General features: G+C 43.6%; 17 protein-coding genes. 4 read left to right on the top strand and 13 right to left on the bottom strand.

Features of this window, described 5'->3' with window-relative positions:
• Positions 1-197 precede the first annotated feature (197 nt).
• Positions 198-1,850 (top strand): SulP family inorganic anion transporter, encoded by a 1,653-nt coding sequence (locus tag NEJAP_RS06370; protein ID WP_201349822.1) that lies wholly within the window; start codon positions 198-200, stop codon positions 1,848-1,850.
• Here the strand turns inward: NEJAP_RS06370 and NEJAP_RS06375 are convergent.
• A complete protein-coding gene (locus tag NEJAP_RS06375) occupies positions 1,824-2,969 on the bottom strand; it encodes a cation diffusion facilitator family transporter (RefSeq protein ID WP_201349823.1) in 1,146 nt (381 codons plus the stop codon). The two genes, NEJAP_RS06370 and NEJAP_RS06375, sit on opposite strands and share 27 nt — an antisense overlap.
• A 425-nt stretch (positions 2,970-3,394) precedes the next feature.
• On the opposite strand from NEJAP_RS06375, the gene NEJAP_RS06380 reads away from it, so the two are divergent.
• The gene (locus tag NEJAP_RS06380; RefSeq protein WP_201349824.1) at positions 3,395-4,294 is read left to right on the top strand and encodes a bile acid:sodium symporter family protein; all 900 of its coding nucleotides are present in this window, start codon (positions 3,395-3,397) and stop codon (positions 4,292-4,294) included.
• Positions 4,295-4,318: 24 nt separating this feature from the next.
• Here NEJAP_RS06380 and queE read toward each other — a convergent pair whose 3' ends face one another.
• Positions 4,319-4,948 carry a 7-carboxy-7-deazaguanine synthase gene (gene queE / locus NEJAP_RS06385; RefSeq protein WP_201349825.1) on the bottom strand — a complete coding sequence of 210 codons (630 nt, stop codon included), beginning with the start codon at positions 4,946-4,948 and terminating at the stop codon, positions 4,319-4,321.
• Positions 4,949-5,236: 288 nt separating this feature from the next.
• Between queE and NEJAP_RS06390 the strand changes: the two genes are divergently transcribed.
• The gene (locus tag NEJAP_RS06390) at positions 5,237-5,878 is read left to right on the top strand and encodes a rhodanese-like domain-containing protein (RefSeq protein WP_201349826.1); all 642 of its coding nucleotides are present in this window, start codon (positions 5,237-5,239) and stop codon (positions 5,876-5,878) included.
• A gap of 82 nt (positions 5,879-5,960) precedes the next feature.
• On the opposite strand, the gene rdgC is transcribed toward NEJAP_RS06390, so the two are convergent.
• Positions 5,961-6,869, bottom strand: coding sequence for a recombination-associated protein RdgC (rdgC, locus tag NEJAP_RS06395; RefSeq protein ID WP_028470205.1), 909 nt, complete (start codon positions 6,867-6,869; stop codon positions 5,961-5,963).
• 122 nt (positions 6,870-6,991) lie between these two features.
• Entirely contained in the window at positions 6,992-9,553 is a 2,562-nt protein-coding gene (gene hrpB / locus NEJAP_RS06400; protein ID WP_201349827.1) for an ATP-dependent helicase HrpB, read from the bottom strand.
• 239 nt (positions 9,554-9,792) lie between these two features.
• Here hrpB and NEJAP_RS06405 point away from each other — a divergent pair, with 239 nt between their 5' ends.
• Complete coding sequence (locus NEJAP_RS06405; protein WP_201349828.1) at positions 9,793-10,206, top strand: hypothetical protein; 414 nt, start codon at positions 9,793-9,795, stop codon at positions 10,204-10,206.
• Positions 10,207-10,208: 2 nt separating this feature from the next.
• Here the strand turns inward: NEJAP_RS06405 and NEJAP_RS06410 are convergent, their stop codons facing one another.
• From NEJAP_RS06410 to NEJAP_RS06450, 9 genes are all read right to left on the bottom strand, one after another.
• A complete protein-coding gene (locus NEJAP_RS06410; protein WP_201349829.1) occupies positions 10,209-10,691 on the bottom strand; it encodes a thioredoxin family protein in 483 nt (160 codons plus the stop codon).
• The gene (locus tag NEJAP_RS06415) at positions 10,688-11,569 is read right to left on the bottom strand and encodes an alpha/beta hydrolase (RefSeq protein ID WP_201349830.1); all 882 of its coding nucleotides are present in this window, start codon (positions 11,567-11,569) and stop codon (positions 10,688-10,690) included. Before NEJAP_RS06415 ends, NEJAP_RS06410 begins: the two co-directional genes overlap by 4 nt.
• 65 nt (positions 11,570-11,634) lie before the next feature.
• Complete coding sequence (locus NEJAP_RS06420; protein WP_201349831.1) at positions 11,635-12,177, bottom strand: adenine phosphoribosyltransferase; 543 nt, start codon at positions 12,175-12,177, stop codon at positions 11,635-11,637.
• A 183-nt stretch (positions 12,178-12,360) separates the two neighbouring features.
• Positions 12,361-13,143: a fumarate/nitrate reduction transcriptional regulator Fnr gene (gene fnr, locus NEJAP_RS06425; RefSeq protein WP_201349832.1), complete on the bottom strand. Its 783-nt coding sequence runs from the start codon at positions 13,141-13,143 to the stop codon at positions 12,361-12,363.
• An 83-nt stretch (positions 13,144-13,226) separates the two neighbouring features.
• Positions 13,227-14,618, bottom strand: a complete 1,392-nt coding sequence (gene hemN, locus NEJAP_RS06430; protein WP_201349833.1) for an oxygen-independent coproporphyrinogen III oxidase — start codon at positions 14,616-14,618, stop codon at positions 13,227-13,229.
• A gap of 66 nt (positions 14,619-14,684) precedes the next feature.
• Positions 14,685-15,344, bottom strand: a complete 660-nt coding sequence (locus NEJAP_RS06435) for a sulfite exporter TauE/SafE family protein (protein ID WP_201349834.1) — start codon at positions 15,342-15,344, stop codon at positions 14,685-14,687.
• A complete protein-coding gene (gene ccoS / locus NEJAP_RS06440) occupies positions 15,337-15,531 on the bottom strand; it encodes a cbb3-type cytochrome oxidase assembly protein CcoS (RefSeq protein ID WP_028470212.1) in 195 nt (64 codons plus the stop codon). The genes NEJAP_RS06435 and ccoS overlap by 8 nt, the downstream gene beginning before the upstream one ends.
• 27 nt (positions 15,532-15,558) lie before the next feature.
• Positions 15,559-18,024 carry a heavy metal translocating P-type ATPase gene (locus tag NEJAP_RS06445; protein ID WP_201349835.1) on the bottom strand — a complete coding sequence of 822 codons (2,466 nt, stop codon included), beginning with the start codon at positions 18,022-18,024 and terminating at the stop codon, positions 15,559-15,561.
• A gap of 13 nt (positions 18,025-18,037) precedes the next feature.
• Positions 18,038-18,571: a FixH family protein gene (locus tag NEJAP_RS06450; protein ID WP_236591089.1), complete on the bottom strand. Its 534-nt coding sequence runs from the start codon at positions 18,569-18,571 to the stop codon at positions 18,038-18,040.
• Positions 18,572-18,588 lie beyond the last annotated feature (17 nt).

An 18,588-nucleotide genomic window follows, 5' to 3' on the forward strand; every position in this document is an offset into this window, starting at 1 on the left:
TTATAAGCAAATCATCGGCCTATTTCCACTAAACTTTATACTTTTCTGAGTATAGTTCATTTTGTAAATGATGAAGAAGCGTTGCTAGGTTTTTTGATTGATGCTCCGTAACTCTTTGAATATATACTAAAAGCTACTTGACGACTGGAAGGTGAGGGTGCAGATTCTCTTTAAACCTTACCCTTGGAATGATGCATATGCAGTGGTTCAATGGACTACATTTTAATAATCTTAAAGGGGATATTTTTGGTGGTTTAACGGCAGCAGTTGTAGCCTTACCGTTAGCGTTAGCGTTTGGTGTTTCTTCTGGCGCTGGGCCGGTTGCTGGTATGTATGGTGCAATTTTTGTAGGCTTATTTGCCGCATTATTTGGTGGTACTCCTTCACAAGTATCTGGCCCGACTGGGCCTATGACTGTCGTTATGGCTGGAATTTTTACTCACTTTGTTGCACTTGACCCCGAGAGTGGGCCGGCGATGGCCTTTACGGTCGTGATGTTGGGTGGGGCGTTTCAAATATTATTTGGTGTTTTTCGCTTAGGCCAGTTTATTACCCTAATGCCATTTCCCGTTATTTCAGGCTTCATGACGGGTATCGGAACAATCATTATTTTATTGCAGTTACCTCCATTACTAGGTGCCTCCAGTGGTGCTAATGTATTAAGTGTTGTTCAGCAGCTACCAATGATTGTGCAATCAGTAAACCTTAATGCTTTGATATTGGGGTTACTCACATTGGGCGTTGTTTTCTTTTGCCCAAAAACTCTTGGAAAATATACACCCCCTGCGCTGTTGGCGATGGTAATAGGTACCGTTTTATCTTTTGTATTTGTTGGCGTGGATGTTATTGGCGAAATCCCAACCGGTTTGCCTTCTTTGCATTGGCCTGAGTTTGAATTGAGCTTAGTTAAAGACATGGTTATTTCATCTCTAATGCTCGCAACGTTAGGGTCGATTGACTCATTATTAACCTCCTTAGTTGCCGATAATATGACGCGTACTCAGCATAAGTCTGACCGTGAGCTGATAGGCCAAGGTATAGGGAATATTGTTGCAGGTTTCTTTGGTGGTTTGCCGGGGGCGGGCGCAACGATGCGAACGGTTGTTAATATACGTGCGGGAGGCCGAACGCCGATATCTGGTTGTGTTCATGCAGTGATTTTATTGATGATTGTATTGGGGGCGGGCTCCTTTGCTGCGCACATCCCGTTGGCGGTACTGGCAGGTTTATTGATTAAGGTTGGTATCGATATTATCGATTGGCGTTTTTTGATGCGGGTTCATCAAGCACCTTTATTCGTTATTTTTTTAATGGTGTCTGTATGGGGCTTAACGGTATTTGTTGATTTGATTACAGCTGTGGCTGTTGGTGTTTTTCTTGCCAATATTTATACCGTGAGACGTTTAACAGAGACTCAGTTAGAATCTGTTCGTATTGTCCAAGATCACAAAGAGGATCATCACTTTTTGAGTGAGCATGAAAGTGAAATTTTGATGACTGGGGCTGGCCGAATTTTACTGTATCAATTGAATGGGCCGCTAAGCTATGCCGCTGCTAAAGGCATATCAAATAAGCTTATGGCTTGTACAAACCATGAAGTGCTATTGCTAGATTTTAGTAACGTTCCGCATATTGATGTATCTACGGCGATGGCTTTAGAGGAAGTTATTTTAGACTCCCATCTTGCTGCTCAAAATGTACTGATAGTCGGTGCTAAACCTGAGGTGGAAACAATCTTACAACGTATGAAAGTTGCCACATTGATTCCTGAGCAATACCACTTCCCAAGTAGGGAAGTGGCTCTTGAGGCCGCCTCTATATTATTAGCGACTCCAGATGGTAAGCCTTGAAAACCACGGGAGTGTTTGCAGAGACTGATTAAGCTGAGTGCTTAAGGTTGAGATAGGTGGTGCTAGTTCACTATCGTTTGCAAAGTGCTCAAGCTTTAGCTCAATTTCTATTAGGTCGTGTAAGTAGTGTAATGTGACATGGTAGTTCTTCATACTAGGCGCATAAATACTCATTTGTTCCGAAAGAGCTGCTTCTATCTCTTTTCTTAAAGGTAAAACACGGCAGAAGCTTTCTTCTTCATCGTCATAGGTGTCAATATGGAAGATAACATGGCCAATATCATCAAAACGTTGTAGTAATTTCATAACGGCGGTATCACCAATCCAATGACCTTCGGATGCACTGCAATAAGGGGCTACCTGGATGTGCATCTCTAGCAGACTCTTGCTGCCCATATTGCGGCTTTTAAAATGGTGTACATTGGTAATTCCGTCTACTTCTTCGACGGTCTCTTTGAGCTCCTTAACGCGCTCTTCAGGTAAGGCGGTATCAACTAGCTCTTTAATACTGTTCCACGTAAGATCCCAGCCAATCTTTCCAACAAAAGCAGCAACGATGACGGCCGCCAATATATCCAGCCATGCATAGCCAGCCATTGCACCAAGAATACCAAATAGAACGACAATAGATGAAAATGAATCAGTCCGGCTATGCCATGCATTGGCTATTAATAGATCTGACTTAAGTCTTTTTCCTGCTGCTAGTGTGTAGCGGTAAATCCACTCTTTGCTAGCAATTGATAGAAAAGCGACTAATAAGGCAGGCCAGCCTGGAGTAGGGACTGATGAAGATGTCCAAAATTCACGAATACTTTCAAACGCCATTGCACCTGCCACTGCTATAAGGACACAACCAAGAAAAACAGTACCGATTGTTTCAAAGCGGGCATGTCCCCATGGGTGCTCATCATCCGGCTCCTCGTGAGAGAAATGGAAAATAATAACAACCATAAAGTCGGTCAGTAAGTCTGAGAAGGAGTGTATTCCGTCAGCTATAAGCGCGTTGGAATTGGAGGCGACTCCGACAATGACTTTGGCAAAACCGAGTAACGCATCAAGAATAGCGCCAATGATAGTAACTTTTTGAGCTTCTTTGTTTCTATTTGCAGACATAGACATGTTATTAGCCGATCATTTGAATCCATCGGCATGTTAACCTTACGAAGAGAATCGAGCCAGTTAAAAGGTTCAAAAAAGATATTTATTTCATTAAATTAGTCTTGACATAAAAAAATATTAAAATTATCTATTTCAATAGAGTATTTATTGATCAGGTGGAATATAATCTTTAAATGAATATATAACTCATTGATAAATAACAATAAATACTATTGGTTAAAAAATGATCAATGTGAGTAGAAGCTCATGAAATGGGCTCTGTAAGACGTTTTTCTTACAGAATCCACAGGGTTATCCACAAGATGTGTGTGTACCTTGCTCTAGCCCATATAGGACGTAGGATTGGGGGTTGTGATGATGGGTTGTTTCGTATTGCAGAAGAAATTAGACTGCATTTTTCTGTACCAAATAGGATTGACATTTAGATGGAAAGTACAGCACTAACACAGGTTGTTTTACCTCTTGCCTTGTTTTTTATTATGTTGGGTATTGGTTTGTCGCTGGACGTTTCTAACTTTTTAGATTTAAAGTCTAGACCTCTTGCTGTTGTGCTAGGTAGCGTTTTGCAATTAGTCGTTTTACCTCTATTGGGATATAGCGTTGTTACTTTGTTAAATGTGCCTCCTGCCTATGCTGTCGGTATAATGATACTGACATTCGCTCCGGGCGGTGCAACCTCTAATATGATCAGCTATTTAAGTAGAGCTGACACGGCGTTGTCCGTAAGTCTAACGGTGATAGCGAGTGTCGTAACCCCTTTTACTTTGCCGTTACTTTCCTTTATGGCCGTTTCTCATTGGCTTTCATTGGATACTACAGTTGCTTTTCCTATCGTACTGACCATTTTTAAATTACTGACCATCGCATTACTACCGGTTATTTTGGGTATGTGGTTGAATCATAAAGCACCATACTTTTCTGCCAAACTGCAGTTGGCTGTTAAATGGTGTTCTTTGCTATTTATGCTTGCCGTGGTAGTGGGGATAGTGTCAGGTAATAAAGACAAGCTGTCGGGTATGTTAGTAGAAGTTGGTCCTGTGATTATATTGTTATCATTTGCTGCCATGTTGATAGGCTGGTGGGCAGGCAAGCTTTTTCGCTTGCCTGCAAAGCAGGGGGTCACCTTGGCCATTGAGACCGGTATTCAAAACGCAGGGCTAGCTTTAATGATAACTGGAGCTGTGTTACACAACACCGAAATGTCAGGCGTTGTGCTGCTATATGGTGTACTGATGCAAGTACCTGCTATTTTGCTTATTGTCTGTTGTCATTGGCAATGGAAACAATCTGCTGCGGTTAAAAACATTAAGAGTTTTAAGCTATAGCTTCTCTTCTGATCTCGCTACTTATTAGTCTATGCCGACAATCTTGTGAGTTTGCAGGCTCATCTTCCAGCGAGGGTGTCTTAAGCAGTAATCAATAACGTGTTGTGTATTTTGGTTTGAACTCTGACTGTCTAATGGTTGCAAGTAAAAGTTATCAAACTCTAACTCGGTGAATCTCTCGGGCATCGCGTCGCTCTGAGGGTAGACAAGCTTTAGTTCATGACCTTGATTGATAACGAGTGGTGCAGAAGCTTTTGGGCTAACACAAATCCAGTCTATATCATTGGGTAGTGGCTTAGTACCATTGGTCTCGACTGCGATCTCAAAACCGCAATTATGCACCGCGCTGACCAGTTCTTGTGTTAGTTGTAGTGCGGGCTCACCTCCCGTAAAAACAACATAAGGCTTGCCTTCAGGGGTAGGCCAAAAGCTCATAATTGCAGTGGCCAGTGCTTGTGGGGTTGCGAATTTCCCACCGTTTTGACCATCGGTACCAATAAAGTCAGTATCACAAAAATCACATATCGCAGTAGCTCTATCTTGTTCGCGCCCAGACCATAAGTTACAGCCACTAAAACGGCAAAATACTGCGGGTCGACCTGCATGAGCGCCTTCGCCCTGCAATGTGTAGAACATCTCTTTTACGCTATACATTTTTGTGTTGTTAACCCTATTAAGAAGGTAGTTAAGAAGAGTTTAGAGTTTGTTGATTAGTAATTTGATCAGATGATTGAGACGATCAAGTAAAATGACAGATATTCCCTAGAAGGTGTAAATTCTACAGGGGATGAAAATCATATCAAGTCATTATCACTTCATTCGTTATCCCTAAGTTGTATCAGTTGCTGTAGAAGAAATGATAGGTGTGCTGTATAAATTGTGATGTGCTAAATTAACTTTCTCTAAACCAAAAAGTTCTTATAATAAAAAAATAGGTTGCTTATGTTTATTAAAACAATTTCATCGGTTGCGTTAGTTAGTCTGTTAACGGCTTCGCCATTAGCATTTTCGAAAGATAAACCTAAAGCCATGATTGCGCCGGGCCTCTTCTCTTTCGAAGTGATGCACGATGGCGCGATGGTTGAGATTAAACGTAATCAGAATCCAGAAAATCTAATTACTGATCTATATGCCACCACTTTTCGTGGCATGCCGCAAGCGATGCATCCTTTTGAGCCTTATGATGTAGAAACGATCGCTGAGCGTGAATTTGTGCAATACATGATAGATGCTCAAAAAAATAAAAATATCCTGATTGTTGATACACGTACTATCGGTTGGCATCAGCGTTTGACGATTCCAGGGGCTGTTAGTTACCCCTATACAATGATGGATGATGCTGATGATAGAGATTGGGCGATGGATGATTTTGGCGCGTTGAAGCAGTCTGATGGCGGCTATGATTTTACGAAAGCAAAGACTTTAGCAATGTTCTGTAATGGTTACTGGTGTGGACAAACGCCATCTATGGTTAGAGCAATGCTTGAGCACGGTTATCCTGCAGAAAAAATTAAATATTACCGTGGTGGTATGCAGGCGTGGACAAGCTTAGGGTTATCGGTAGTGGGAGAGGCGACTGAGTAGAGCGAGTGTTAAACGCTTAGAGCATCTACTGTATGTGGGCATAAAAAAGGGCTTATTATAAATAAGCCCTTTTTGTTTTCAATTAACGTTGTACCTGGCCGCCGAAGGCTTCCAAAATTTGCGGAAAGAGTCGCTGACACTCTAGTGCTAAACGAGCCACATCACTGTCTAATCTTACCAAAGGGTCTTCTGATGATTCTTCATTGAGCGTTTGTGTTAATTCGTCTGTTGGTTTTACGCGCTTGATCAATAAATCATCTTGTAAGATAAAGCTAAGCGTTTCATCCCACTGCAAGGCGAGCTTGGTCACTTGTTTTCCGGTTTCTAAGTGGGCAATGACTTCGCTGCTATGCAGGTCATGCCCTTTAATACGAATAACACCGCCTTCTTCTGTTTGGTCTTTCAGCTCACATTCATCTAAGCAGGTAAAGGCCGGGAATGAACTCGACTGCTGCAGCCACTCAGACATAACCACGCCAGGTGAGTGCACAGTATCCGGCAATGCGACAGGCAATGTGGTTAGGCTATTGCGTAATAGATTGAGTAACTCTTCCGCACCTTTATGACTTGAACTATCGACAACAATAAAACCGGCACGCGGTAAAACAAGCGCGCTGGTTTGTGAGAATCGGCTAAACGCACGAGGTAACAAATCAATAATGATTTCATCTTTCAATTGAAGCTGTTCTTTACGGTATACCTTGCGTGCCTGTTCGCGCTCAATCACCCCAACACGTTCATTCAAGTTTCTTTTAATCACATTAGCGGGTAATAGTTTTTCTTCTTTTTGTGCGGTAATCAAGTATGCCCCAGATGAAGCAAACACAGTTTGCTCATCAAGTGCTGAGTGTGGGGCAACCCAGCCGTAGCGGCTGAGCTCTTGGCTACGACATGGTTCAAATAAGTGTTCAGAGAAAGCGGCTTCCAGCTGTTCCTGTGTGTAATCTTGTTGCTCTGTAAACCGGTAAAAGACGAAATTTTTGAACCACATAAAGCTTCCAGTATAAGAAAATTAAAATCGCTGTTAGCTTAGAGGGAAATTACCTTGAGTGACAGGGTAAAATCACAACAAGGTAAATATTTGTTGTAGAGCATACTTAGCGAGCCCCTGGCTTAATGGGTGCTTTTTAGGTGGCGCTTGGTTTTGTGAGTAGCCATAGCGCTAGAGGGGTCATCAGGCCAGGGGTGTTTGGGGTATCGCCCCTTCATTTCTTTTTTAACTTGAGGGTATACGTGCTCCCAGAAATTCCCCAGATCTTGTGTGACTTGTAACGGGTGGCCTGCTGGTGAAAGTAAGTGGACTTTGAGTTTGACATTGTTGGCAATGGTTGGCGTTGATGTGGAGCCAAACATCTCTTGAAGCTTAACACCTAGTATCGGCGGGGTTTGACTATAATCAATGTGTATTTTTGAGCCTGAAGGGACAGCAATGCGCTCAGGTGCGAGTTCGTTAAGCTGTTGCGGTAATGGCCAAGGGAGCAAACTTTGTAAAATGCTCTGTAAATCCAATTTTGCAAAATGGTTAATGTGGCTAATTTTACCTAGATAGGGCGTTAGCCAGTTATCCAGTGTGGCCAGTAATGCGGTGTCCGATAGGTCTGGCCAAGGGTTTTTACCATTTTGGTTTTCGTATGCTTGGTACAAAAAAGTGACCCGTTGGCGCCATTGTGTGAGTGCTTTTGTATGGGAGAAAATCGAAAGCCCTTTGTTTTTGACAAGTCCAAGTAAGGCCTGGGCTCGGGCATCGTCAGAAAGTGTTTTTAATGGCTGACGTTTGATGATGATAGCTCCACAGCAGTGCTGCTCTTCTGCTATTAGCTTTTGCTGTTTGTCATTCCATTCAACAAAATTACGCTGTTCTAGCATATGGATAAGAGGCCCTTCAAAAAGAGATGGATTAAAGGGTGCTGCTAACCAAATAGCGTCGTTTGATCTGCCTTCTTGGCTGCCAAGCTGTGCGACGGCTATCCACTTCGATTTGCTGAGGTAGTCGTTTTCACTCGCGCTGGCTGCTCTTCCGTTTGCTAATTGGAATCGTGGTTGCTCTCCGGTTCGTTTAGCAATGCGATCTGGCCAAGCACTGGCTATTAATAGGCCGATTTGGTCTTCGCTATTAATTGTGTCAATCGCCTGTTGTTGGTTTTGTCTGTTAGCAGGGAGTTGTTGGCAAAGTGTAAAGTAGCGCTGACACTGTTGCTTTATGCGATAGAGCTGGCCTTGTTGTGATGGATGGCATTTTTTAGGCTCTCGAAGCCAATCAAGACGCATTTGTAAATCGGCTTGATGTGTATCTAATGGATCGCGCTCCGAAAGCAATGCAGCTAGTTCACATGCTTGGTATTCCAGTTGATACAAGCTAGCAGTGAGCATCATATGTGCCAAGCGTGGGTGAACTGGCAGGTTAGCCATCTGTTCGCCTTGCTTGGTTAAATGGTATTTATTGTTAGTGAACTCTAGCGCGCCTAGTTGGCACAGTAACTCGCGTGCTTGCTGGCAAGGGGCTAGCCCTGGAGTATCTAACCATGCGAGTTCACTTGGATCATTACAGCCCCAGCGATACAGTTGTAGTATGAGCGGCGCCAAATCGGCTTGTTGGATTTCAGGTGCTGTAAAAGGGGACAGTTGCGCTTGTTGTTCTTTTGACCACAGCCTATAGCAGACACCTGGTGTCGTTCTTCCCGCGCGCCCTGATCTTTGTGTACTCGCTGCACGTGATAGTCGACGGGTTTGTAAACGAGTCATGCCTGTATTTGGGTCATAAATTGCTTGTCGGCTGAGCCCACTGTCTATAACAACAGTAACGCCATCAATAGTAAGGCTCGTTTCTGCAATGGCGGTTGCTAGTACAATTTTACGCTGACCATTTGGCGCAGGAGTAATCGCTTTGCGCTGTTGCTCTAGGCTTAAGTCGCCATAAAGAGGAGTGATCAGCAGCTCTTGTTTATCTATATTATCGAGGGCTCCATATAACTGTTTTTCAACGCGGCGTATTTCGGACTGGCCCGGAAGAAACACAAGTAGGCTGCCGGATTGTTCGTTAAGAGCGGCTTTTATGGTTGCTACAATGCGAGGTTCTATTCTTTCTCGATGCTTCCATGGTGCGCCATAAATGAGCTCTACTGGGAAGCTGCGACCTTGGCTTTTAACAACAGGAGCGTTATCAAGCAGTTCTGCTATAGCCGCGCTGTCAAGTGTGGCAGACATGATCAGTAGTTTTAAGGGGTCATCGTCGCGGAATAAACTACGACCTTGCAAGATTAAAGCAAGGCCTAAGTCTGCATCGAGGCTGCGTTCATGAAACTCATCAAAGATGACTAGACCAGTATCATCCAAGCTGGGATCAGCTTGTAACATTCGTGTGAGAATGCCTTCTGTGACGACTTCTATTCGGGTTTTATGACTGACCTTAGTATCCATACGGACGCGATAGCCTACGGTTTCTCCGACGGGCTCGCCTAGTGATATCGCCATGCGCTCTGCAGCAGCACGTGCTGCTAAACGGCGAGGTTCTAACATGATGATTTTTCGGTTAGCTAGCCATGGCTGGTTTAATAATGCTAATGGAACGGCGGTGGTTTTTCCGGCTCCAGGTGGTGCTTCGAGCACCGCTTCGTGTTTAGCATCCAGTGCAGTAATTAGGTCAGGAATAATCGTATGAATAGGCAGTGTTGACATAGAAGGTAGATATGACTTTCGCTAATGGCTTAAGGAGGACGCACACTAAAATTATACAGTGAACCGTATTAGGAGTGGAAACTAAGGTAAGTAGACTGTTAATAGTTTTTTTGTGCTTAGCTGTCCCGATTTCTAAAATCTTTGCTAGGATTAATGCGTCAGAAATCATCGTTTGGGAGGCTAGTTTGCACTGTATTTTGAAACTCTGTGCGATAAGTATTTATTGTGCCTTTGTTGTGATGGCATCACCTGTAATCGCCTATGCTGAGGGTATTACCCCCGCTGTTTGTAATGCGATTACTAATAAAGGTGATAGAGACCGCTGTATATTACGTTATCAAAGCCAAGAAGTGCGTAAGCTCCAAGCGGATAGCGCACGAGGAGAGGCTGAAAAGGAAGCGATGTTTAGGCAACGTCAGGAGCAAGTGGCGAGTCAAAGAGGCTATGGTATGCCGCGGATGGAAAGGTACTCACGCAATAAGTTGAAAGTGGTATTTGATCCTGTGCTTCGTAGCCAGCGTGTTAAATGTATTGGTTATAACGCTCAAGGAGATTATGTTTATAGTCGCTCTTTTTACTTGAGGCCGCCAGCCGATCACGGCTTAATGAGAACACGTGATGCGTCTAAAATCACAAAGCTTATATGTAAGTAGCTTTATTTGGCTGATTTCTTTAGTAAATAAATAGCTTTGTCTATCGACTGGTCTAGGTAGTAGCCGTAGAACTCGGGTGTGTTAACGCCAACCATATTAGGCACGAGTGCTTGCCCTTTGCGGTCAAGGAACAGTAGAGTGGGCGTTAGGCTTGCATGGTAGCGTTTTGCAAAGCGCTTTATAGTGATCTCCTCTCCATTAAAGTCAGTAATTACACCGCTTGAGTCAATTTTCAGTTCTCTAAAGAGCGCTTTATCTTTATACCGGCCTCCCTGATACATAGGGTCAAGAAAATCATTATGAATGAGTTCGCAATAGCTGCAATCACGCTGGCTTACCATCACAATGGATACACGATTATCGCCTTGCTGTTTCGCATCTTCAAAAAAATTATTGGCACTGGGTAGACCTTGTGCATATGCTGCTGTCATTACGGCGCTAAAAATGAGAGCGATAATGCTATGAAAGAGTGCTTGTACCTTCATTCTTGATTTTCCAAAAATTCAACAACTAATTCTATCACTTCGTCAGCATACAGGTCCCTAAAGTAATGATCTGCTCCTTCAATGATGCGGTGTTCTACTTGCGAATTAGAAACCTGGCTCAACATTTTGGGGAGATCAGAAACCGTTTTGTCTTCTGAGGCGCTGATAACCAGCGTTGGTATCTTAATATCGTTCAAGAGAAAAGGTGTGTTGAAGCGCTCGTCAGCTTGATAGTAATTAAGAAACGCCCCGGCTTTGACCTGACTATTGGCGCAATAAATGAAGTTTGTATCTTTAAGCCAAGTATCTTTATTGGCTTTTTCAACTTGAGATAAAATATTTGTAAGAGATTGCGAATAGCGTTGCTGGTAATTATTTTTTTCACCTTCATCAGTCCATGTGGCGGGTGCGAGCAATACCTGGGCTTTAATTTGTGTGGGGTTATTGGTTGCGAACCATGCTGTTTGGTTTCCTCCGCGAGAGTGGCCCATTAACACAAGGTTTTGGGCACCTTGGTTTTTTAGCCAGTTTGTCCAAGCACCTATTTCATTAATTGCATCTGTATGTTTATGCTTGTGTGGCACCTGGCAATCATACATGCCGTGCCTATCGTTAATACCCAGACTTAGATTAATGGCTAAAGAATTCAGGCCTGAGTCGCTTAATAATAACTGTAACGTCTCAATGAGCTCCATTTTGTTATGTGCCAGCGTGCCATGTGTAATGAGTACAACACCATCAGCGAAGGAGCTTCCTTCGGCGAATTGCATCTGTGCATTTAATGTGAGATTTTCGTGCTTGGTCGTGACTTCTTGTGCAAAGAGAGGTTGCGATGTGAGTAGTAAAAGAGCGGTGGTGTTTAGAAGGATTTTATACATACGAACCTCTATTATTGTTATAAGCTTATATGAAAGCTCACAATAACAGAGGTCTCTAATTTAGGCTACAGACCTTCGTAGGCCAGCATGGTGTAAACGGGAACACCTGCTTCTTGAATACGGATAGAGCCGTTTAAGTCTGGAAGATCAACGAGTGCAGCACTTTCTATTACTTCAGCACCTAATTTCTTTATTAGGGTGCAGGCAGCAAGAATAGTCCCGCCGGTTGCAATAAGGTCATCGAATACTAATACGCGGTCACCCGGGCCTACCGAGTCTATCTGCATTTCTACGGCCGCCGTACCATACTCCAGCTTATATTCTTGGTGTACGGTTTCGCCTGGTAATTTCCCTTTTTTACGTACAAGTACTAAAGGTTTCTGCATTTGGTAAGCCATGATTGAAGCAATGAGGAAGCCTCGAGCGTCAATGCAAGCAATGTGTGTGAGTTCTGAATTCATATACCGCTGAATAAATGCGTCTGCGACCATGCGTAATGCTTTAGGGTCTTTGAAAATTGGCGTGATGTCGCGAAAGACTACACCAGGCTCTGGCCAGTCAGGTAATGATCGGATAACTGACTTGACATAAAATTCGTCGTAAGACATGTACTAATGGCTCCTCAATCAAGCCGGAACGTTAACGCTTGATATGGCTCAATGTTTACAAAAAGAAAATACGGTTTAATCATTGCGTTGGGTTACACATAGAGATGGCTACTTCTTTGTGCAACTATTTCTAGCGCCGTTCGATTAATTGAACGGCGTTTTTTTATTTGTAAGTTTTGTAAGCTATATAGAAAGCTGCTGTACATCTACTTCTGTAGGAGTGTCTTTGCCATGACACTCTCCAGAAACGTCATATAAACTGTCTAAGTCAAGCAGGTCTAGTTCTTTTCCGTCAACTTGAATTAGGTTGTTCTTTTGAAAGCGGGTAAAAATACGACTCACTGTTTCTACAGCTAATCCTAAGTAGTTACCTATTTCATTGCGCGACATCGATAGTCTGAATTTATGAGCAGAGTAACCGCGCGCTTGAAAGCGTTGAGAGAGTTTAATGAGGAACGTAGCAACGCGCTCTTCAGCGTTCTTTTTTGAGAGGAGAAGCATCATTTGTTGATCGTCTCTAATCTCTTTGCTCATGGTTCGCATTACTTGGCGTCTCAGCTCTGGTAACTGGCCACAAAGTGTATCTAAATTATCAAAGGGAATTTCACATACCGTTGTAGTTTCCATTATTTTAGTGGAAACCGGGTAGTGTTGATTATCATAACCGCTTAAACCAACCAGCTCCCCTGGAAAGTAAAAGCCCGTGATCTGCTCTTCGCCTTCATTGGTAATGGTGTAGCTTTTAACGCTGCCTGCACGAATAGCAAAAACCGATTCGAAGTTGTCACCCTGATGAAATAGGTGATCTCCTTTTTTTAGAGGTCGGCTTTTCTCAATAATATTATCGAGGCTTTCCATTTCCGTGTTGTTTAATGAGACGGGAAGGCAAAGTGAGCTTAGGCTACATGTATTACAATGGGCTTGTTGCAGGCTATGCAGTTTCCCTTCCTTTTTTATATCGCTCATGGCCAATTCCTGTGTTTGTTACATAATGAGAGGCTACTCAGCCGCTAATTATGTAACATTTCGAGGAAGGCGTGAAGTATCTATTAGATGATACGAGAAAAACCTTGTGTCGCTTGTTGTTTCGGGATGTAGCGATCGAAGGCCATGCAGATACGTCTAATCAGCAAGCGTCCTGCTGCAGTTACATGAATACGCTGCCCGTCTAGTTGAATCAAGCCATCCTGAGCAAAGAGTTGTAATTCAGACTGCTCTTGTGAAAAATACTCTTTAAAATCAATGCAAAATAGCTTTTCTATCGGTTTTGGGTCTAACTCGAAATGGCAAATTAATTGTGTAATTACGGCGCGACGAATTTGGTCGTCTGTGCTTAATTGCACACCGCGTCGGATAGCGCTTGCGCGTGTATCAACTGCTGTAGAGTAGGCGTTAATGTCATGTTCATTTTGATAATAAACATCCCCTATCTGACTAATGGCGGAGACGCCCATAGCAACTAAATCACAATCTGAGTGGGTAGTGTAGCCTTGGAAGTTGCGATGAAGCTGTCCACTCTGTTGAGCAAGTGCTAGTTCATCGTCAGGTTTTGCAAAGTGGTCCATGCCAATATACACATAACCCGCATCGAGTAACTTATTAATAGTGGACTCAAGAATGGCTAATTTTGTTTCAGGGCTTGGTAGGTCTTCTGCATTAATGTGTTTTTGTGAGCGGAATCGATCGGGCATATGAGCATAATTAAAGACGGACAAGCGGTCGGGGCTCATGTCAATGACGGTATCAAGGGTGGCATTGAAGCTTTCAAATGTTTGGTGAGGCAGCCCGTATATGAGATCCATGTTGATCGATTTGAAGCCAAGATCACGTGCGGCCGTTAGCACGGCTGCCGTTTGTTCGGTGGGTTGAATGCGATTAACCGCTTTCTGAACAACGGGGTTTACATCCTGAACGCCAAGGCTGATTCGGTTGAAGCCGGCTTTTCTGAGCGTGCGCATTGTTTCTAATGATGCTTCACGTGGGTCTATTTCGATGGAATAATCACCGCTATCATCGTCAAGTAAATTAAACTCTTGCTTGAGTTTGTTCATAAGCTCTGTCATTTGCTCATCGCTAATGAAAGTAGGTGTGCCGCCACCCCAATGTAGCTGGTTAACAATTCGACCGTCGCTATACCATTTTGCTGCTTGCTCAATCTCTTTATACAGGGTGTCTAAATAAGGTTGAGCTTTCTTTCGGTTGCGGCTAATCACTTTATTGCAGGCGCAGAAGTAACATACATGAGCACAGAAAGGGATGTGCACATAAAGTGATAAGGGCGCTGTCTTATCAGTGGTTGTTTGCCCGTTTAGTACAAGTTGCTCTTCAGATAGTGAAGCGTCAAATTGGATGGCTGTCGGGTATGAGGTATATCGAGGTCCTGATAAATCATAACGTTTAATTAGATCTAGGTCCCACGAAATAGTTTTGTCTGGGCTCACGATAAGTTCCTCATAATATTAAGCGCTGCAGTATAACATTTGGTATAGATAATAATTTGACGCGTATCAAATACCAAGGATTCCATTAAATGGAATGGTATATAAACCGAAAAGGATAATCATTAGGCCTGCAATGTGTTGCACATTACGGTTGGCTAAGAGCGTTTGCATCTGTTTGGCGAGCATTCCGGTGCTAAGCATAGCCGGTAGTGTACCAATACCAAAAGCGAACATCAGGCTGGCGCTTTGGATAGGGTCCTGTGCTGTTGCTGCCCATATAAGGGTGCTGTAAATAAGCCCGCAGGGTAGCCATCCCCAAAAAAAGCCAAGCAATAGCGCTTGTTTTATGTTCCTTACGGGGAGCAGTTTGCTGGCGGTGGGGCGAATGCTAGACCATAGCTTGCTGCCAAGTTTTTCAACATGAGTTAGGCCTTTCCACCATTGGGCAACATATAAGCCCATTGTGATAAGCAATAAGCCAGCAATTGTGCGAAGAGCAATGGCCAGAGTGCTATCTTGAATTAATATCCCAAGGGAGCCGACTAATGCCCCTGCTATACTGTAGCTGATGAGTCTACCGAAGTTGTAGCCTATAAGGTTTGGAATACGGCTGTGTTTTTGTCCTAGAGCAATGGTGGCTGCAATGCCGCCACACATCCCTAAGCAGTGAGCGCTACCAAGCAACCCAAGCAAAACGGCTGTGGATATAGAAAGAGACTCAGTCACGTGAGGAGTTTGCCTTTCCTTGTTTGGCATCATCCGGAATCAGGTCATCATCGTCATCAAATAATATGCTATGGGCGGGTGATTCAAGGTCATCAAACTGACCCGTGTTCACACTCCAGAAAAAAGCCCAAATGGCGAATCCCAACAAGATGATAGCTATGGGTATTAATACAAAAAGAATTTCCATGGAGAATTATCTCGAAAATTGAAGAGGCTATTTTACAGGATTACGGCGAACAAGTTTAGTCAGACGAAGCGCATTGCCAACAACAATGAGAGAGCTGACCGACATGCCTATCGCGGCCATGTAAGGTGCTATAAAGCCCATAGCCGCTAATGGTAAAGCAATTAGGTTATACAGCAGTGCCCAGCTTAGGTTCTGGCGAATAATAAACTGAGTTTTGCGTGACAGAAGAATAGCATCTGTTAGCCGCTCAATATCGCTACTGATCAGCACGGCATCAGCGTTAGTTTTAGCAAGATCTGTAGCACCACCCATAGCAATGGATGTTTGAGCTCCAGCGAGTACCGGGATATCGTTAATTCCGTCGCCAATCATGACTACTTTAGCGCCTTGGTTTTGCAGTTTTTGAATATAGGTAAGCTTTTCTTTGGGGGAGGTGTTTGCAATGACTTTGTCTATATTTAATTCTGAAGCAACTTCCTGAACGGCAGCAGAGTTGTCTCCCGTGAGCATTTGAATGTTAAGGCCGAGGCGTTTTAAAGTGTTCAAGGTTTGTTGGGTGTTTTTGCGAATTTGGTCGTTTAAGCAGAACCAGGCGAGCGGTGATTGGGCGTTACAAAGTAGTAGCCATTGGCCGCTATGATTGGGTGCATCACTATAAGTAAGTTGTTGTTGACATAGTGCAGATGCAAATTCAGGCTGACCAATACGGTAAACGATATTATCAACACTCCCTTCTAAGCCTTGCCCTAGTTCTACGTGGAGTGAGTCTGCTGTTTGGCGTTGATATTTGCGAAATGCCTTAGCAATAGGGTGTTCAGAATGAGCTTCTAATGCGGCGGCAATTTCCAGCGCTGTTTTTGCATCTGTGTTACAGCATAAGTGCGTACTTTTAAGTGATAAATTGCCTTCTGTGAGTGTGCCTGTTTTATCAAAAATGACATGGGTTGCAGTCGCTAGGCTTTCTAGTACATGGCCGCGGGTGATGAGTAGTCCATGTTGTCTGAGTGTGCCGGTTGCTGCTGTGAGTGCAGTAGGCGTGGCTAATGAAAGCGCGCAAGGGCAAGTAACAACTAGGACTGAAAGAGTGATCCAAAAAGCATTTTTAGGATCGATTTGCCACCAAATAAGGCTAACAACAACCGCTGTTATTAGAACGGCGGCAACAAAATAACTAGCGACCTTATCGGCAGTTTTGGCTACAGCGGGTTTTTCTTCATGTGCTCTGTCGAGTAATCTGACGATGGCAGATAGTTTTGTTGCTGCTCCCACTTCTGTGATTCTTAGCTGAAGGGGGCTTTCCACATTAATGGTCCCACCGACTACATGATCGTTTAGCGTTTTGCTGATGGGGAGGTATTCACCGGTTAGGGCTGATTCATCCACTGAAGAGTAACCTGCGACAATAATGCCATCTGCAGGTATCGTGTGGCCGGGTTTAACCAGAACAATGTCTCCAATGTTCAGATCAGTGGCTGGAATCAGTATCTCTTGCTCGTCGACTAGTTTTATGGCGCTGGCTGGAATTAGGTTTAGTAAGGCGTTGCCTGCTCGTCCGGTCCTGTGTCTTGCTTGCATTTCCAGATAGCGACCGATTAATAGAAAGAAAGTAAACATGGTCACGGAGTCAAAATAAACTTCGCCACTTTGAGTATAGGTAGCCCAAGCACTCGCTAGGTAAGCTCCACCAATGGCGATAGATACTGGAACATCCATACTGAGATGGCGTGTTCTGATATCACGTAAGGCCGCCGTAAAAAAGGGTCTGGCAGAGTACAGTAATATCGGTGTGGCAATGATAAGGCTGGTCCAGCGGATAAATATTTCAAATTTTTCTTCTATGCCTTGTAATGCACCAGCATACAAAGCAATAGACATCATCATCACCTGCATCATGCCGAGTCCGGCTATGCCTAAGCGGCGAAAAGAGCGCTTTTTTTCCAGTTCCAGTAATTGTTCTTCTTTATCAGGGTGGTAAGGGTGCCCTTGATATCCAATGTGATATATCGCAGCCATGATGCTGCTTAATGTAATGTCGCTATCATGCCAGCGTATGCGAGCTCTGTGATTGGTGAGGTTGACTGATGCCTGCTCAATACCCGCTTGTTTTACCAAGTGGTGTTCTAATAGCCAGACACAGGCTGCGCATGTTATTCCTTCAATGACTAACGTTGCTTCTTTGATGTCGTCTTCTAGCGTGACAACAAAATTTTGCTGAATCGAAGCGTTGTCATAGAGCTTTAGTTCATCTTGGATTGTACTAGGTAGCTCTGTACCAGAGAGATCTGGTGTGAGCGTCGAGTCTCCCTGGCGGTATTTGTAGTAGTGCTCAAGTCCGCTAGAAACAATGGTTTCTGCTACTGCTTTGCATCCCGGACAGCACATGGGTTGTGCAGTACCTTTTATATTGGCAATAAAAGGTACACCTTTGGGTACATCTTGGCCGCAATGAAAGCATGTTACAGGGGTATCCTGACAATTAAGACTACTACTCATACTGCTGCGTGCCTTATAAATTTGGCTTTAGTTCAAAGCTGCGTTGCTCATAAGGTGGAAGGATCTCTTTGCGAAGATGCCAGTTTTCATCCGCTGGAAACAGGAAAAGATAACGCTTTCCTTTGAGCGGGTTGGCCAATGATCCGGAGTATAGTTGTTGGGAGCCAATCGCTTTAAGAGTGATTTCTTGGTCGTATTTTTGGTGAGTAGGGTGGACAATATCTAATGTAAGGAGCTCAGGTACATTAGTCAGCTGACCATTCAGCTTGACCATGATATCGCCGGTTACATCGTCTAATTTAAGCTCTGCAACTATGTTTTGATCAATCGCATTTTGATTTTTTTCAGTGTTGAGTTCATAGCCTCTGGCTATGCGGTAATAGTCATCTTTTACAACGCCGTCCATTGTGACGATCGACAGATAAAGAAAGCCAAAACCGTAGAACACTACGGCGAATATTGGCGTCAGAATAAAAAGAAGCCAAGGTTGTTTGTACCAAGGTTTTGCTGCTTGAATTTCATCTTCGGTCATATGTATTTGTGTCATAAAAATAGCTGCTGTCT

This window comes from Neptunomonas japonica JAMM 1380, from assembly GCF_016592555.1.
In the GTDB taxonomy this organism is placed as follows: Bacteria; Pseudomonadota; Gammaproteobacteria; order Pseudomonadales; family Balneatricaceae; genus Neptunomonas; species Neptunomonas japonica_A.

Coding starts and splice junctions, on each gene's coding strand:
- NEJAP_RS06420 (WP_201349831.1), bottom strand. CDS start 12,177: ATGTCTTACGACGAATTTTATGTCAAGTCAGTTATCCGATCATTACCT.
- NEJAP_RS06375 (WP_201349823.1), bottom strand. CDS start 2,969: ATGTCTATGTCTGCAAATAGAAACAAAGAAGCTCAAAAAGTTACTATC.
- NEJAP_RS06390 (WP_201349826.1), top strand. CDS start 5,237: ATGTTTATTAAAACAATTTCATCGGTTGCGTTAGTTAGTCTGTTAACG.
- ccoS (WP_028470212.1), bottom strand. CDS start 15,531: ATGGAAATTCTTTTTGTATTAATACCCATAGCTATCATCTTGTTGGGA.
- NEJAP_RS06380 (WP_201349824.1), top strand. CDS start 3,395: ATGGAAAGTACAGCACTAACACAGGTTGTTTTACCTCTTGCCTTGTTT.
- NEJAP_RS06410 (WP_201349829.1), bottom strand. CDS start 10,691: ATGAAGGTACAAGCACTCTTTCATAGCATTATCGCTCTCATTTTTAGC.
- NEJAP_RS06370 (WP_201349822.1), top strand. CDS start 198: ATGCAGTGGTTCAATGGACTACATTTTAATAATCTTAAAGGGGATATT.
- NEJAP_RS06415 (WP_201349830.1), bottom strand. CDS start 11,569: ATGTATAAAATCCTTCTAAACACCACCGCTCTTTTACTACTCACATCG.
- NEJAP_RS06405 (WP_201349828.1), top strand. CDS start 9,793: ATGGCATCACCTGTAATCGCCTATGCTGAGGGTATTACCCCCGCTGTT.
- NEJAP_RS06445 (WP_201349835.1), bottom strand. CDS start 18,024: ATGAGTAGTAGTCTTAATTGTCAGGATACCCCTGTAACATGCTTTCAT.
- fnr (WP_201349832.1), bottom strand. CDS start 13,143: ATGAGCGATATAAAAAAGGAAGGGAAACTGCATAGCCTGCAACAAGCC.
- hrpB (WP_201349827.1), bottom strand. CDS start 9,553: ATGTCAACACTGCCTATTCATACGATTATTCCTGACCTAATTACTGCA.
- queE (WP_201349825.1), bottom strand. CDS start 4,948: ATGTATAGCGTAAAAGAGATGTTCTACACATTGCAGGGCGAAGGCGCT.
- rdgC (WP_028470205.1), bottom strand. CDS start 6,869: ATGTGGTTCAAAAATTTCGTCTTTTACCGGTTTACAGAGCAACAAGAT.
- NEJAP_RS06450 (WP_236591089.1), bottom strand. CDS start 18,571: ATGACACAAATACATATGACCGAAGATGAAATTCAAGCAGCAAAACCT.